The 13,784-nt window shown below is 46.3% G+C and carries 18 protein-coding genes; 10 read left to right on the forward strand and 8 right to left on the reverse strand.

All coding sequences use genetic code 11. The features are described from left to right. Positions 1-11: 11 nt before the first annotated feature. Both C2755_RS07640 and C2755_RS07645 read right to left on the reverse strand, forming a co-directional pair. On the reverse strand, positions 12-563 hold the full coding sequence (locus C2755_RS07640; protein WP_215320593.1) for a carboxymuconolactone decarboxylase family protein: 552 nt from the start codon (positions 561-563) through the stop codon (positions 12-14). Positions 564-598: 35 nt separating this feature from the next. Next, the gene (locus C2755_RS07645) at positions 599-1,612 is read right to left on the reverse strand and encodes a tripartite tricarboxylate transporter substrate binding protein (protein ID WP_215320595.1); all 1,014 of its coding nucleotides are present in this window, start codon (positions 1,610-1,612) and stop codon (positions 599-601) included. 89 nt (positions 1,613-1,701) lie between these two features. Here C2755_RS07645 and C2755_RS07650 point away from each other — a divergent pair, with 89 nt between their 5' ends. From C2755_RS07650 to C2755_RS07680, 7 genes are all read left to right on the forward strand, one after another. Beyond that, positions 1,702-2,478, forward strand: coding sequence for a sulfurtransferase (locus tag C2755_RS07650; protein ID WP_215320597.1), 777 nt, complete (start codon positions 1,702-1,704; stop codon positions 2,476-2,478). 76 nt (positions 2,479-2,554) lie between these two features. After that, positions 2,555-3,559 (forward strand): tripartite tricarboxylate transporter substrate binding protein, encoded by a 1,005-nt coding sequence (locus tag C2755_RS07655; RefSeq protein ID WP_251368452.1) that lies wholly within the window; start codon positions 2,555-2,557, stop codon positions 3,557-3,559. A gap of 55 nt (positions 3,560-3,614) precedes the next feature. Next, on the forward strand, positions 3,615-4,988 hold the full coding sequence (locus C2755_RS07660; RefSeq protein ID WP_215320599.1) for an MmgE/PrpD family protein: 1,374 nt from the start codon (positions 3,615-3,617) through the stop codon (positions 4,986-4,988). Between the two features lie 23 nt (positions 4,989-5,011). Continuing rightward, positions 5,012-5,989 (forward strand): D-2-hydroxyacid dehydrogenase family protein, encoded by a 978-nt coding sequence (locus tag C2755_RS07665; protein WP_215320601.1) that lies wholly within the window; start codon positions 5,012-5,014, stop codon positions 5,987-5,989. A 23-nt stretch (positions 5,990-6,012) separates the two neighbouring features. Then, a complete protein-coding gene (locus C2755_RS07670) occupies positions 6,013-6,552 on the forward strand; it encodes a chromate transporter (RefSeq protein WP_215320603.1) in 540 nt (179 codons plus the stop codon). Continuing rightward, positions 6,549-7,070: a chromate transporter gene (locus C2755_RS07675; protein WP_215320605.1), complete on the forward strand. Its 522-nt coding sequence runs from the start codon at positions 6,549-6,551 to the stop codon at positions 7,068-7,070. The genes C2755_RS07670 and C2755_RS07675 overlap by 4 nt, the downstream gene beginning before the upstream one ends. A gap of 21 nt (positions 7,071-7,091) precedes the next feature. After that, positions 7,092-8,069 (forward strand): tripartite tricarboxylate transporter substrate binding protein, encoded by a 978-nt coding sequence (locus C2755_RS07680; RefSeq protein WP_215320607.1) that lies wholly within the window; start codon positions 7,092-7,094, stop codon positions 8,067-8,069. A 44-nt stretch (positions 8,070-8,113) separates the two neighbouring features. On the opposite strand, the gene crcB is transcribed toward C2755_RS07680, so the two are convergent. The 4 genes from crcB to C2755_RS07700 are packed head-to-tail and all read right to left on the reverse strand — an operon-like array spanning position 8,114 to position 9,642. Next, positions 8,114-8,491, reverse strand: coding sequence for a fluoride efflux transporter CrcB (gene crcB, locus C2755_RS07685; protein ID WP_215320609.1), 378 nt, complete (start codon positions 8,489-8,491; stop codon positions 8,114-8,116). A gap of 12 nt (positions 8,492-8,503) precedes the next feature. After that, entirely contained in the window at positions 8,504-9,283 is a 780-nt protein-coding gene (gene ygiD, locus C2755_RS07690) for a 4,5-DOPA dioxygenase extradiol (protein WP_215320611.1), read from the reverse strand. A 9-nt stretch (positions 9,284-9,292) separates the two neighbouring features. Continuing rightward, positions 9,293-9,430: a hypothetical protein gene (locus tag C2755_RS07695; RefSeq protein ID WP_169709848.1), complete on the reverse strand. Its 138-nt coding sequence runs from the start codon at positions 9,428-9,430 to the stop codon at positions 9,293-9,295. Positions 9,431-9,474: 44 nt separating this feature from the next. Further along, positions 9,475-9,642 carry a hypothetical protein gene (locus C2755_RS07700; protein ID WP_158009059.1) on the reverse strand — a complete coding sequence of 56 codons (168 nt, stop codon included), beginning with the start codon at positions 9,640-9,642 and terminating at the stop codon, positions 9,475-9,477. A 28-nt stretch (positions 9,643-9,670) separates the two neighbouring features. On the opposite strand from C2755_RS07700, the gene C2755_RS07705 reads away from it, so the two are divergent. Next, positions 9,671-10,333: a site-2 protease family protein gene (locus C2755_RS07705; RefSeq protein ID WP_215320613.1), complete on the forward strand. Its 663-nt coding sequence runs from the start codon at positions 9,671-9,673 to the stop codon at positions 10,331-10,333. A gap of 68 nt (positions 10,334-10,401) precedes the next feature. Beyond that, the gene (locus tag C2755_RS07710) at positions 10,402-10,854 is read left to right on the forward strand and encodes a cytochrome c (protein ID WP_215320615.1); all 453 of its coding nucleotides are present in this window, start codon (positions 10,402-10,404) and stop codon (positions 10,852-10,854) included. Between the two features lie 16 nt (positions 10,855-10,870). Here C2755_RS07710 and C2755_RS07715 read toward each other — a convergent pair whose 3' ends face one another. After that, entirely contained in the window at positions 10,871-11,551 is a 681-nt protein-coding gene (locus C2755_RS07715) for a cytochrome b/b6 domain-containing protein (RefSeq protein ID WP_215320617.1), read from the reverse strand. Positions 11,552-11,594: 43 nt separating this feature from the next. Here C2755_RS07715 and C2755_RS07720 point away from each other — a divergent pair, with 43 nt between their 5' ends. Then, complete coding sequence (locus tag C2755_RS07720) at positions 11,595-12,800, forward strand: MFS transporter (protein WP_215320619.1); 1,206 nt, start codon at positions 11,595-11,597, stop codon at positions 12,798-12,800. Between the two features lie 22 nt (positions 12,801-12,822). Here the strand turns inward: C2755_RS07720 and C2755_RS07725 are convergent, their stop codons facing one another. Beyond that, entirely contained in the window at positions 12,823-13,764 is a 942-nt protein-coding gene (locus C2755_RS07725; RefSeq protein ID WP_215320621.1) for a 3-hydroxyacyl-CoA dehydrogenase family protein, read from the reverse strand. Between the last annotated feature and the right edge of the window lie 20 nt (positions 13,765-13,784).

A 13,784-nucleotide genomic window follows, 5' to 3' on the forward strand; every position in this document is an offset into this window, starting at 1 on the left:
AAGTTTTAACTTTAAGCCGGAGGATGATCTTCAGGATTAACGTCGAGCGCTATCAGGAAGCGGGAGACCATGTTGTAAGCGGCGATTACCGTGACTAATTCCACGGTATCCGTACTTCCCAGAGCCCTTTGTAAGCGCTTCATTAATTCAGGATCCACTTTGATATTGCGCGTCATCTGAAAAGTGAGTTCAGCGGCATCGTTTTCCACCGGGGAGTACAGATCTTTTGGGAAATTCGGCTGTCCAATAAGTCGTAAGCCTTGGACCTGCTCCTCTGTCCCGCCCGCCTTCTTAAAAGGTGGCGCATGGTGAAAGAATTCATATTCAGCACCATTCAAGACGGCTACGCCACACATGGCCAACTCACGCAATTTCGGATCCAAAGAGAGGTTATTCCGAATCTCACCAATAAAGTGATTCCAGCCCTCTGCAATTGGAATGCTATGCAAGAGCATGCGATCTAAATTAATAAACTGACCGCCTCGTCTTTTGCGAATTGCAGCAACCAACTCTGCTGGCTCCGCTAAATCCATTGGCTGATACGGAATTAAACGTTCTGACATACTTACCTTTTATTAATACTGCTTATCAACAACTCTTACTGAGCAGTTTCTTTAATATTGTTTTCAATGACAAACTTGCCCCAAATACCCATTTGCTTGCCGATAAAGTCTTGTGCAGCAACAGGGGTGCCCCCAATAATTTGGATGCCTTGCATTTTGAACTTCTCAGCAACTGCAGGCGTCTTTAAGGCTTTATTTAATGCCTTGTTCATTGCATCGATCACTGCCGGAGATGTTTTACCAGGGGCCAATACCGCCCACCAAGCTGGCGCACTAAAGCCTGGGAACCCGCTCTCAGAAATCGTCGGCACATTAGGCAAGGATGTTGAACGCTTGGCAGTTGTAATCACTAGCGGAATAACTCCACCGTTATCAATATGAGGCTTCACTAAAAATTCTGAGCCAACAGCTAACTCTACTTGACCACCCAAAGCATCTTGCATTAAAGGACCACCACCACGATAAGGGATGTGATTCCAATCAAAGCCCGCTTGTTTTGCAAGACGTGCCATTGCTAGATGACCCAAGCTACCAATCCCAATTGAACCGTAACTAAATTGCTTACCTGTCTTGGAAAGATCTACCAATTGTTTAAAGCTAGTGATGCCAGATTTTTTGCTTGCAACTAACACCATGGGAGATGTGCCAACCAAAATCACGGGAGCAATATCTTTAATCGTGTCATAGGGGAGTTTGTCTTTGAGGCTAGGGTTAACGCCGTGGGTATCAAATACCACTGCAAAGGTGTAGCCATCCGGATCGGACCGAGTCATTGCGGAGGTACCAATTACACCAGAGGCGCCACCAACGTTTTCCACAATCACGTTTTGCTTCAACTCTGCTTGCAAAGCAGGTGCCAATATACGTGCAACCTGGTCAACTGAGCCACCTGGCGGAAAGACCGCAATTAAACGAATTGGCTTTTGGGTGGGCCATGTGCCAACACCCGCATTTTGTGCCAAAGCAACACCGCTTACTCCTAAGGCCATCAAAGTGCCTAAGAGGCTGTTTTTAAAGGCTTTTTTAGCCATTTTTGCTAATTTCAGCATGGATTTTGTCTCCTTTGAATAAGACCTCAAGATTAACACCCCCTTAGCCTATTTGCTCGATAATGCTGTTGTAGCCCAGTGAGAGAAAAATGAAGTCGATTCTAAATATTGCCGCCTATTTATTTGTCAGCCTAGACGGCTTGCCAGAGCTGCGCGCCAAAATGCTGGATGAATGCAATGCCCGCCAACTGAAGGGGACCATTCTATTGACTGGTGAAGGCATCAACATGTTCCTTGCCGGCAAAACGGATGAGTTACGTGGTTTTCTGGATTGGCTCCGCACCGATCCCCGCTTTGCCCCACTTCAAGCAAAAGAAAGCTGGTCTGAGGATCAGCCCTTTAAGAAGATGTTGATCAAGCTCAAAAATGAAATTATTCGCATGAATCACCCAGCGATTCGTCCTGAGGAAGGTCGTGCTAATTTCATTAGCCCCAAAAAACTACAGGAGTGGTTAGATCGCGGTACTGACGATCTAGGTCGCCCTGTAGTGATGGTTGATACCCGCAACGCCTTTGAGGTCGACTACGGCACTTTTGAGAATGCACTGCATTTCAATATTGAAAAGTTTACTGAGTTTCCAGCAGCAATTTCTGCACATAAAGATGATTTAGCCAATAAGACGCTGGTCAGCTTTTGTACGGGCGGTATTCGCTGTGAAAAATCTGGCTTATATATGCGGGAAATTGGCATGGAGCACAGCTACCAGCTAGAAGGCGGTATTTTGAAATATTTCGAGGAGGTGGGCTCCGCTCATTACCAAGGCAGCTGCTTTGTCTTTGATGAACGTGAGGCGCTGGAGCCAAACCTAGACTCCATTCCCGTAGAGCACTCAATTCGAAAGAAACTCAAAGCCAGCCAAGCCTGAGCAGGGCTAACACTACCAATAGTAAAATAACTTGGCTGTACAAAATTAACTTATAACAATAATTCGGACTCGAGACATGTCTAATACGATCAATCGGCAAAAGCCGATTTTTTTGTCATCCCTTCTCTTTGCTTTTTTGGGATTGGCATTCCATTTCAATGCGCAGGCGCAAAGTGCAGCAACAGCCTACCCCACTAAACCTATCAAACTGATTGCACCAGTAGCTGCCGGTGGTGGACTAGACAATATTGCGCGCGCAGTTGCGGAAAAACTATCTCGATCCATTGGTCAAACAGTGGTTGTAGAAAATATGGGGGGTGGTGGCGGATCCATTGCCTCACAAGCAACCGCTAAAGCACCAGCTGATGGCTACACGCTGATGATTGCTTATGTAGGAACACACGGCACTAACCCTGCTGTCCGCAAACTACCTTACGACGCCATTAAAGATTTCACACCGATTGGCATGATTGGTGCAACACCTAACGTACTCATTATCAATCCTGATCTACCAATCAAGAATTTCAAAGAGTTTGTAGATTACGCCAAGAAGAATCCTGCCAAGTTAAGTTATGGATCTGCTGGTCCAGGCACTCTGACACATCTCGGCATGGAGCAACTAAAGCTAGCAGCTGGAATATTTATGGTGCATGTGCCTTATCGTGGCGTAGGTCCTGCTTACACGGATCTACTTGCCGGACAGACCCAGGCAATGTTCCCAACCTTATTTGCCGCCCTCCCTTATATCAACACCAATCGTGTTCGTGGTCTTGCTGTGACTGGTGCTAAACGCAGTACTGCAGCCCCCAATATCCCAACCTTTAAAGAATTGGGATTTAACGGCTTTGATGGTCAACAGTGGTACGGACTGGTGGGCCCAGCTAATCTGCCACCGGCCATTGTTGCCAAGCTCAATACCGAACTCAATAAAGTATTGGCGCTACCAGACTTCTCAGAAAAAATGACGAGTGAGGCGATGACTTTAATGCCCATGACGCCCCCTCAATTTACCAATTACATCAAAGAAGATATTGCACGCTGGGCTAAGGTTGCCAAAGACCGCAATATTGAAATCGATTGATTTTTCAACCTTCCCTTCTTTAAAAAATATTCATACTTATTCATAGGAAATTGATATGTCTCACGCTATTGCTGCAGCAGCCGATCTCAATGCACCACCAGTCACCAAAATTTTGGCAGAGTTTGTTAATACTCACCCAAGCCAAGGATGGACTCCAGAGGTTGAGCACGAAGCGCATCGTACATTCTTAAACTGGCTTGGTTGTGCGATTGGCGCAGCCAATCATGAGAGCGTTGAATCGTCTTTAGCCGCTATTCGTGAATTTCAGCCAGCCCCACAAGCCAGCATTCTCGGTCGCAAAGATAAAGTAGATATGGGTGGAGCGGCTTTGATTAATGGTATTAGCTCACATACTTTTGACTTTGACGATACCCACCTCAAAACCGTGATTCATCCAGCTGGCCCAGTGGCTTCTGCAATCCTAGCCTTAGGCGAACACATTGGTGCCAATGGTCGCCAAATGATTGACTCTCTTGTTCTAGGCATTGATGTTGCCTGTCGAGTCGGTAATGCAATGTATCCAGATCACTACCATCGTGGCTGGCATATCACTGGCTCCACAGGGATGTTGGGTTCTGCTGCTGCATGTTCACGCTTAATGAGTCTTGATCTGCAAAAAACAACTATGGCTCTGGGTATTGCTGCCTCACAACCGGTTGGTATGCGCGAGCAATTTGGCACGATGACCAAACCCTTTCATCCGGGTGGCGCTGCACGTGCAGGTCAACTTTCTGCGTTGTTGGCAAAACATGGTTTTACTGCAAGCTCTAAAGCGCTTGAAGCGGGTCGTGGCTATATGCAAACCGTTTCTACTAAGTGTGACTGGTCAGAAATTGATCGTGCCCTTGGAAAATCTTTTGAGATTTCCCTAAATACCTATAAACCTTTTGCTTGCGGAATTGTGATTCACCCAGCCATTGATGCTTGCGCCCAATTACGCGCCCAAGGTGTCAAGGCAGAAGAGGTTGAACGCATTGAGTTGCGTGTTCACCCACTGGTACTGGAATTAACTGGCAAGAAAACACCTAAGGATGGACTGGAAGGCAAGTTCAGTGTGTATCACGGCTGTGCTGTAGGCTTGATGTTTGGTCAAGCAGGTGAAGGTGAATATGCAGATGACATCGTTAACCGTCCTGACGTTGTAGCTTTGCGCGCTAAGGTGAATGCGACTACCGATACTTCTATTAGTGAAGCATCTGTGGACGTTAAAGCCTTCCTTAAGGATGGCAAAGAAGTGCATATTTTCGTAAAGAATGCGATTGGTTCAGTAGAAAACCCAATGAGCGATGCAAACTTGGAGCAAAAATTTACAAGCTTGGCCGAGCCAGTGATTGGAAATGAGAAAACCCGTCAACTGATTTCCGCACTCTGGAAGTTAGGACAAGCGCCAGACCTCAAGCAAATCTTAAGCCTTTGCACTCCAGACTAATTTCAACTGAAAGTTTTTTATCCATGGCTTCATTACCGAACATCGTTATTCTTGGGGATTATGAGCGCGCTCTACGTCGCTTCTCTAACTGGGATAAGTTAGATCAACAAGCTAAGCTCACCATCTACCATGAGCCTTTGCGTGATGAAGCCTTATATGAAGCAGTAAAAGATGCCGACGCAATTGCTATCGTAAGAGATCGCTCGCCCTTCAATGAGGCGATGATCGCGCGCTTACCAAAGCTCAAGTTTTTAATGTTTACTGGCGAACGCAATGGCACTCTTGAGGCGCCGGCCTTGGTTTCAAGAAACATTCCCATGGCTTGCACACCCGGTGGACCCTCCAAAGAAACTACCGCTGAGCTTACTTGGGCTTTGATTCTGGGTGCATCTAAGCGTCTGGTTGAAGAAAATAAACTGATTGCCTCTGGTGGCTGGCGCGATGCATTCTCTCTCCTGCCAATGCTTTCTGGCGAACGCTTAGGCATCATGGGTTTAGGCGCTATTGGCAGTCGTGTGGCGCGCGTTGGCGCCGCCTTTGGTATGGAGGTTGTAGCCTGGAGCCCGCGCATGACCCCAGAACGTGCAGCCGCTGAAAATGCAAAAGCCGTTAGCTTGGATGAGTTACTCAAAACCTCCAAAGTGGTATCCATGCATTTAGTAGCAGGTCCCGGAACTAAAGGATTGATTAGCGCCGATCAATTAGCACTCATGCGCGTAGATTCGATTCTGATCAATACCTCACGTGCTGCGCTCATTAATATGCCCGACCTCCAAAAGGCACTTTCCGTGGGTAGACCAGGACAAGCAGCAGTGGATGTATTTGATGTTGAACCCCTTCCTGAAAAAGATGCACTACGCAATACTCCCAATCTTTTGGTGACGCCTCATTTAGGCTTTATTGCTAAACCAATTTTTGAGGCTTTCTCAAAAGGCATTACAGAAACTCTCGAAGCATGGTTAGAAAACAAGCCTGTACCGCACCCCTTTAAGCCTCAATAATTTATTTATAAAAAGCGACCTCGATGAGTAGCCTAACGCCGTCACAGCTATTTATTAGTTTTAGCAAAATTGGTATGTCAGGCTTTGGTGGTGTGCTCCCTTGGGCTAGACGAACCCTAGTGGAGCGGGACAAAATTCTGACTTCCGAGGAATTTAGTGCCATCCTTGGTATTTGCCAGATCGTTCCAGGCCCCAATATTGTTAACCTCGCTGTTTGCGTTGGCTCTCGATTTGCGGGAGCAAGAGGGGCAGCAGCTGCAGTTCTTGGTCTGACCCTCGGACCAATTGCCATTGTGCTGTTACTCGCCATACTCTATCAACACTACAGCTATTTGGATACAGTAAAAGGACTATTGCGGGGCATCTCTGCAGTAGGCGTAGGTCTCATCGCTTCAACTGGTTTCAAGATGCTACGCGATGAGTTTCGCTTTCCTCTGATGCTGCTAGTAGTGGTCATCACCATCTGTGCAGTTACCTACTTTCATGTCGGTCTGGGTTGGGTTGTGCTTGCTGTTTTACCGCTGGCACTGTTCTTGGCACGTAAGAAAGCGCTTAGTTCATGAGTATGCTTTTTAGTGTCTTTCTGAAACTATCCGCCTTCTCGCTTGTTGCGTTTGGCGGCGTGAATGCATTGCTACCAGAGTTGTTGAACTTAGCTGTCTATCAAGAGCATTGGATTGATCTGCAAACTTTTTCAGATTACTTTGCTATAGCGCAAGCAGCACCAGGCCCTAACTTTATGACTGTCACGCTATTAGGCTGGCATATTTATGGTGTACTGGGTGCATTTATTGCCACACTGGCAATTGCATGGCCCTCATCCATCCTGATTTATTTTTTGCAACGCTTTATTATGGGTATTCAAGATCCCATCAAGAAGAAATCTATTCAATACGCAGCGGCAGCACTAGCTATTGGGCTGGTTCTTTCTTCTGCATGGCAAATTGCTATTCAAATTAACCATAGCGCGGCAGCCTACGCCTTGACTCTTGCGACTATCGGCTTTACATTATTCACACGCTGGCACCCACTTTATCTCATTGCAATTGGCGGCGCTTTAGGAATTCTGGGTTTTATTTAAATCACTTTTCTTAGGATAAATATGCGACTCATTCAGAACTTTTCAGTCTGTTTAATAAGTCTAATTACCTTATTTTCTGCCGCTGCTTTTGCGCAAAATAACTACCCCAGCAAACCCATTAATTTCATTGTTCCTTATGGTGCCGGTGGTGGCGCAGACTCACGCAGTCGTCAGATTGCCCAAAAAATGAGTGTCATTCTCAAGCAACCCATCATCGTTGATAACAAACCGGGGGCTGGCGGCAACATTGGTACAGAATTCATTTCTAGAGCCGCTCCAGATGGCTACACCATTGGGATGGGCAACTTCGCGCCCATGGCTGTTAATAAAACGCTCTTTGGCAACTTGCGTTACGACCCAGAAGCAGATCTTACGCCTATCATTTTGATTGAAAAAGGGCCTCTGGTGCTGGTGGTCAATCCAAGCTCACCATATAAAACAGTACAAGAAATTGTTGCGGCCGCTAAAGCTAAGCCGGGTACTCTCACTTTCTCATCGGGCGGCATTGGAGGTAGCCATCAATTATCCGGTGAGCTCTTTAAACAAAGCGCTAGCATCGATATGATTCACGTACCGTATAAGAGTGGATCTGCTGGTTTAACCGATCTAATGGCCGGAAACGTCACCATGATGTTTGATCAAATGTATTCAGCGATGCCAAGCATCAAAGCCGATAAGTTACGCCCCATTGCTATTACTAGCAAGAAGCGCTCCCCTCTTCTACCGAACATACCTACTTTTGCTGAAGCTGGCTATCCCAAGGTTGAGGTTCTCAATTGGCAAGGCTTGATTGCGCCTAAGGGGACGCCAAAGGCTATCATCGATAAATTAAATGCCGCTGCAAATGAAGCGCTTAGAGATCCACAACTACGCGAACTCATACTCTCTCAAGGGAATGAGATTGGCGGAGGGAGTCCAGCTGAATTTGCCAGCCTGATTAAAGCTGAAAGTGCCAAATGGAGTGCTGTTGTAAAAACAGCTAATATCAAGCCGGAGTAAGGAATTCAATTTTGAATGGCATTGGGGGCTTAGTGCCCCCAATTTTATTTAAAAGCCTGGTAGGTCAAGATCCCCAAAAAGGTGAGCGCAAGTGAGCCAACTAGATTAAGTAGGGCTGTGCCCAAAGCCCAGGTAAATTCCCCGCGCTGCATAAAGCCAACCACCTCAGCAGAAAAGCTTGAGAAGGTAGTCAAACCTCCTAAGAAACCAGTGACCACTAAAAGCTTCCACTCTGGAGAAAGGCTTGGATTGTTACCGAAGAAGGCAACTGCAATCCCAATTAAGTATCCGCCAACCATATTCGATATAAAAGTACCCAATGGCAGCGCAGAAGCCATCCCTACGGTGGCGTAATTAAAGCCAGCTCTTAATAAAGCGCCGAAGCCCGCTCCAAAAAAGATTGCAAAGATAGGAAGCCACATAATCTGCTCTTGTTATTGAATTGAAAAACCCAGCATGCTAATTGAACTCATCTCAATTCCATTTGTATAGATTTTGGCCTGCTCTCCCGCTTCCTGCAAGGCCAGGGTATACAAGGCTGGCCAATAATGTTCTGCGGTCGGAATAGATAGGTGTGCTGCATCACCAAAATGCTCCCAGTCAATCAATGCCTCATGATGATTGGCGCGCATTTCTGAAGCAAAAAAATCATTGAATTCTTTTGCCCATGGGTAAGGCTCAGCACCCTCTTGCCAATGAATGGTGCGCAAGTTGTGCACCACATTACCACTAGATAAAATCAAAATATTTTCATCGCGCAGGGGGCGTAATTCCTTAGCAAGCTCATAGTGCTCACGTGCTGACATCGCACCATCGAGACTCAACTGCACTATAGGCACATCTGCATTGGGGTACATGTATTTCAGAACCGACCAAGCGCCATGATCAATACCCCATTCATTCTCTTCAAGTACGACAGGGACGCTCAATAATTCTTGCACACGATCAGCTAATGCAGGGCTACCTGGAGCTGGATATTGAACATCAAACAGTGCTTGCGGAAAGCCACCGAAATCATGAATTGTTTTTGGCTTAGCCATTGCAGTAACCCAAACTCCTCGGGTTACCCAATGCGCTGAAATCACCAATATCGCGTCAGGACGCTTTAATGATTTTCCAAGAGCTGACCATGCCGCTGTATAGAAGTTGGGCTCTATGGCATACATCGGACTGCCATGGCCAGCAAATATTGCAGGTTGGCGATGGCTAGTCATTAATACTGATTAACCGAATACGTAACCTGTATGAGCCGCAACCAAGGCAAACAAAATAGCCAAGCTAGTAGCAGCGGCCAACATCACGACCAATGTAATGATCTTTTTGTTGATCTCTTCTTTAGATTCGTTATGCCATTCGTTCATGCTAAATCCTCTATAAACTCATTAATGAATAGGGTAATTATCCACTATCGACCGCGACCAGCCTTGCGCATCATGCCTTTTCCCCCACCAAAGCCTGCCTGAGGCCTTCCAGCTGGGCCAGAGGGTCCTTTGGGTACGGGTGGACGTGCTGGCGGCTTCGCCGCTAGCGCTTTTGCTGGGGTTTTTGAATCGGGTTTCTTTTCGTCAGTCACTTTGAGCTCCTATGGATATCATATTGCCATGATTACTGACTATTCTATCCAAGCTGTCGCAATTAATGCGATTCCCCTAATTTTTGCCATCACTATCCATGAGGCAGCCCATGGCTACGCAGCCCGCAGGTTCGGCGACAACACCGCCTACATGCTGGGACGGGTGAGCCTCAATCCCGCTAAACACATAGACCCTGTGGGTACCATATTGATTCCACTCGTCTTAATTCTGACGGGGTCTCCTTTTTTGGTGGGGTATGCCAAGCCGGTACCGGTCAATTTTGGGCGACTCAGAAACCCCAGAATTGACTCGATTTGGGTTGCCTTAGCGGGACCGGGATCGAATTTCATACAGGCAATCATTTGGGCGGTCTTTTGGGTCCTGGTTCAGGGCTTTGGAATTGATGAGCCCTTCCTGACTTCAATGGCAAAAGCAGGTGTAATGTGGAATATCGGTTTACTAGTATTTAATCTGTTTCCACTACCACCCCTGGATGGTGGAAGAATTTTGGCTGGCCTTTTGCCAGCACGCCAATCCATCGCCCTGGGCAGATTAGAGCCATGGGGATTCTTTATTGTGCTCGGTCTAGTCTTTACTGGAATTATTGGCACCCTGTGGATGGAGCCCCTCAGCAGCTTTTTCCTGGGCATCATTAATCTCCTAATGACTCCCCTCAGAATGATTTTTTAAGTGGGCAAAAACTACTATTCTGGGATATGCTAAAAATAAGCAGTCCAATTGATCAAGGGAGAGCAAACATGAAACTACAGAAATTTGTTTTAGCAGGTACTGCAACTGCTTTAGCGATTAGCGCAGGCGCTGCATTTGCTCAATTTCAAAATGCAGATAAAGCAATTGAATATCGTCAAAGCATCATGACAGTCATTGGAACTCATTTCGGAAGAATTGGTGCTGTTGTTAAAGGTGCGGCACCCTATAACAAAGACGATGTGAGCAAAAATGCGGAGATCGTAGCAATGATGTCTACATTGCCTTGGCAAGCTTTTGGTCCTGGCACTGAAGGCGGCAAAGCAAAACCTGAGGTGTGGTCAGACAATGCGAAGTTCAAAGCTGCTGCAGAAAAAATGCAATTGGCTGTTGTTGATCTCAATAAAGCCGCTCAGTCAGGCGACTTAGAAAGTATTAAAAAATCTTTTGGTGCAGTAGGAGCAACCTGCAAAGGCTGCCATGATGACTTCAAAAAGAAATAAGTAATTTTTTTGATCGTTATTTCGTAATCAAATAACCCACTACTACCGCGATCACACTTAAAACCAATAAAGCGAAACCGCGCTGTAGCATTCCATCCTTGGAGGCCCGACTCAAGTCAGTAGGCAAGTACTTAGCCTCTTCACTTGAGTCGATTTCTTTGTCGCCACTAATCATTGGCTTAATCAGATTTTCACCTTTAAATTTTTTGTAATACCAAATCGCTGCAATATGAATTGCAATCAGGGTATAAATCACCACTTGATTACCTTCGTGAATCTCCGATAAAAATGAAGAAATCGAACCAGACACATACTTTGCTAGTGGCCCTTGAAAGGAGACCTCATCATCAACAAATAAGCCAGTCAGCACTTGAACGCATAAAACAAAAATCAGTGCAAATACAGAAATTGCACCAATGGGGTTGTGTCCAAGAACGCGGGGCGAACTTCCACTTAAGTAATCAAAAATCGCTTTTTTAGTCGGCAAGAAAGAGGCGAAGCGCGCATGGGTAGACCCAACAAAACCCCAGACAATCCTGAAGATCAACAAGGTCAAAATGCTGTAACCGAAATAAGCATGCCATTGAATGAATTCATCACCTAGATTGATTGTCACAAAGCTACCGACTATACAAACCACCAGCAACCAATGAAATAAGCGGATTGGTAGATCCCAGACTCGAATAATTTTCTTCATCCTTTAAGAATAATCCTCTTCTCCTCTAAAATAGAGGGAATTCATGAATCCCGGCAAAGCCTTTAGAACCCTACTGCTGTACCGCGTTGGCGCAACCCTAAGCTACCAAATTACAATGGTAGCGGTAGGTTGGCATCTTTACGAAATCACCAATAGCGTAGTTTCACTCGGGCTGATTGGTCTTGCAGAGCTTGTTCCCTACTTTGCGCTGGCTCTATATTCAGGTCATGCGGTTGATCACCACTCCCGTAAGTGGATTGCTGCAATTGCCTGCCTCATTCATATTGCGGTTGGGTTATTTTTAACCGTCATCGCATTGGGATGGCTTAGCCCACCGATTCCATTGATCTACACCGCAGTGGCATTTATTGGTATTGGGCGCGCTTTATTAAGGCCCTCCTATCAGGCGCTTTTCGGACAAATCATTCCGAGAGATCAACTGCCTCGTTATACAGCGTATGCATCTTCAGCGTTTCAGATCTGCGTAGTAGCGGGCCCAGGATTAGGCGGACTGATGATTGGCTTTGCTGGTCTTGAATGGACGTATCTGCTCGCCGCATTCTGTGGAGCAGTTGGTTTATACGGAATTACTTTCATTACTGCCGTCCAAGAAAAATCGAGCGGCTTATCTAAACACTTTCTAAAAAGCTTTTTGGAAGGGTTTCATTACGTCAGAAAACATGAACTTATTTTGAGCATCATGGCGCTCGATATGTTTGCTGTTCTCTTCGGTGGTGCGGTGTCTATTCTTCCAGCCTTTGTGAAGGAGGTACTCAATGCGGGCCCAGAAACCCTAGGGATATTGCGTGCTGCGCCCGCGGCTGGGGCAGTGATTACCGGAATCTACCTTGCTCGGCGTCCCGTGCTAAACGACTCAGGAAAATATCTTCTGATATCAGTGGCAGGATTTGGTGCAGCGATTATTGCCTTTGGCATCTCCAGCAATTTATGGCTCTGCGCATTCTTTCTATTTATCTCTGGATGCTTTGACTCAATATCAGTGGTGATTCGCGGCAGCATCATGCAGCTCACCACACCAGATCATATGCGCGGAAGAATTAGCGCCATTAATGGCATATTCATTGGCTCATCTAATGAATTGGGTGCGCTTGAGTCTGGCATTGCTGCCAGCATGATCGGTTTAGTGCCATCCATCGTATTTGGTGGGGTCGCAACAATTGCCATAGTCCTCATTACTTATCGACTCGCCCCGCACCTAAGCAAACTCCATCTGAAAGATATTTCTTAGTAAGAAACTAAACAACTAGTTGCTATTTAATTTCAGGAAGATCTTTCTGAATAATCTTTAGGCCAGCACGCAACGCTTCTTGATAGCGTTCACGTTCAGCCTTAATCGTTTCAGCAGTCCAGGTGAAGAAACCTTCGCCAGTTTTCATGCCAAACTTGCCGCTAGCAATGCGGTCACTCAAGCACTTCGCTATCGTTGGTGAATTGTTTAAGGTTGGATAGATGGTTGCACCTCCAGCACCGTGCACCTCAAGGCCAGCATGATCTCGCTGCATGGCTGGGCCTGCTGCGATGTAGCGAAAGCCAAAGCCAAAACGAACGGCTTTATCAATATCTTCTGGTGTACAAATGCCTTCATCAACCATTGAAAAAGCCTCACGCGATAAAGCATGCTGCAAACGATTAGCCAAAAATCCTGGTAGATCTTTTTTCACAGTAACGGGCACCATGCCACAAGCAGTCATCAAACGTGAGAGGCTTTCACCCACCATTGGAGAAGTCTTTGCACCATATACCACTTCCACACAAGGTACTAAATGTGCAGGCATAAAGAAATGCAAACCAATCATACGAGCAGATGTTTTTAGGCCGCTGGCAATTTGACTAATTGGAAAGCTCGTACTATTGCTCGCCAATACCGCCTCAGGCTTTGCATATTTTTCCAACTTAGTAAATAGCTCTCGCTTGATATCTAAACGCTCAGGCACGCACTCAATCACTAAATCAATATCAGACCAATCAACCTCTTCAAGCGAACCCGCAACAGACAGTAAATGAATACGATGCTCATAACCAAGATCCGACATGGTGCTTGCAAAGTAATCCGGCAGGAGGGCTCGTCGCTCTGTAGTTGGCTCCACCACCTGGACTGCACAGCCACCACGTGCACAAACGGCCGCAACGTCTGCACCCATAGTGCCACCACCGACGATAATTACCTTGGTTTCAGCTGGGGTAAATAACATGAATACTCTCCTAAAAGGGG

The organism is Polynucleobacter sp. MWH-S4W17, from assembly GCF_018687535.1.
Classification (GTDB): Bacteria; Pseudomonadota; Gammaproteobacteria; order Burkholderiales; family Burkholderiaceae; genus Polynucleobacter.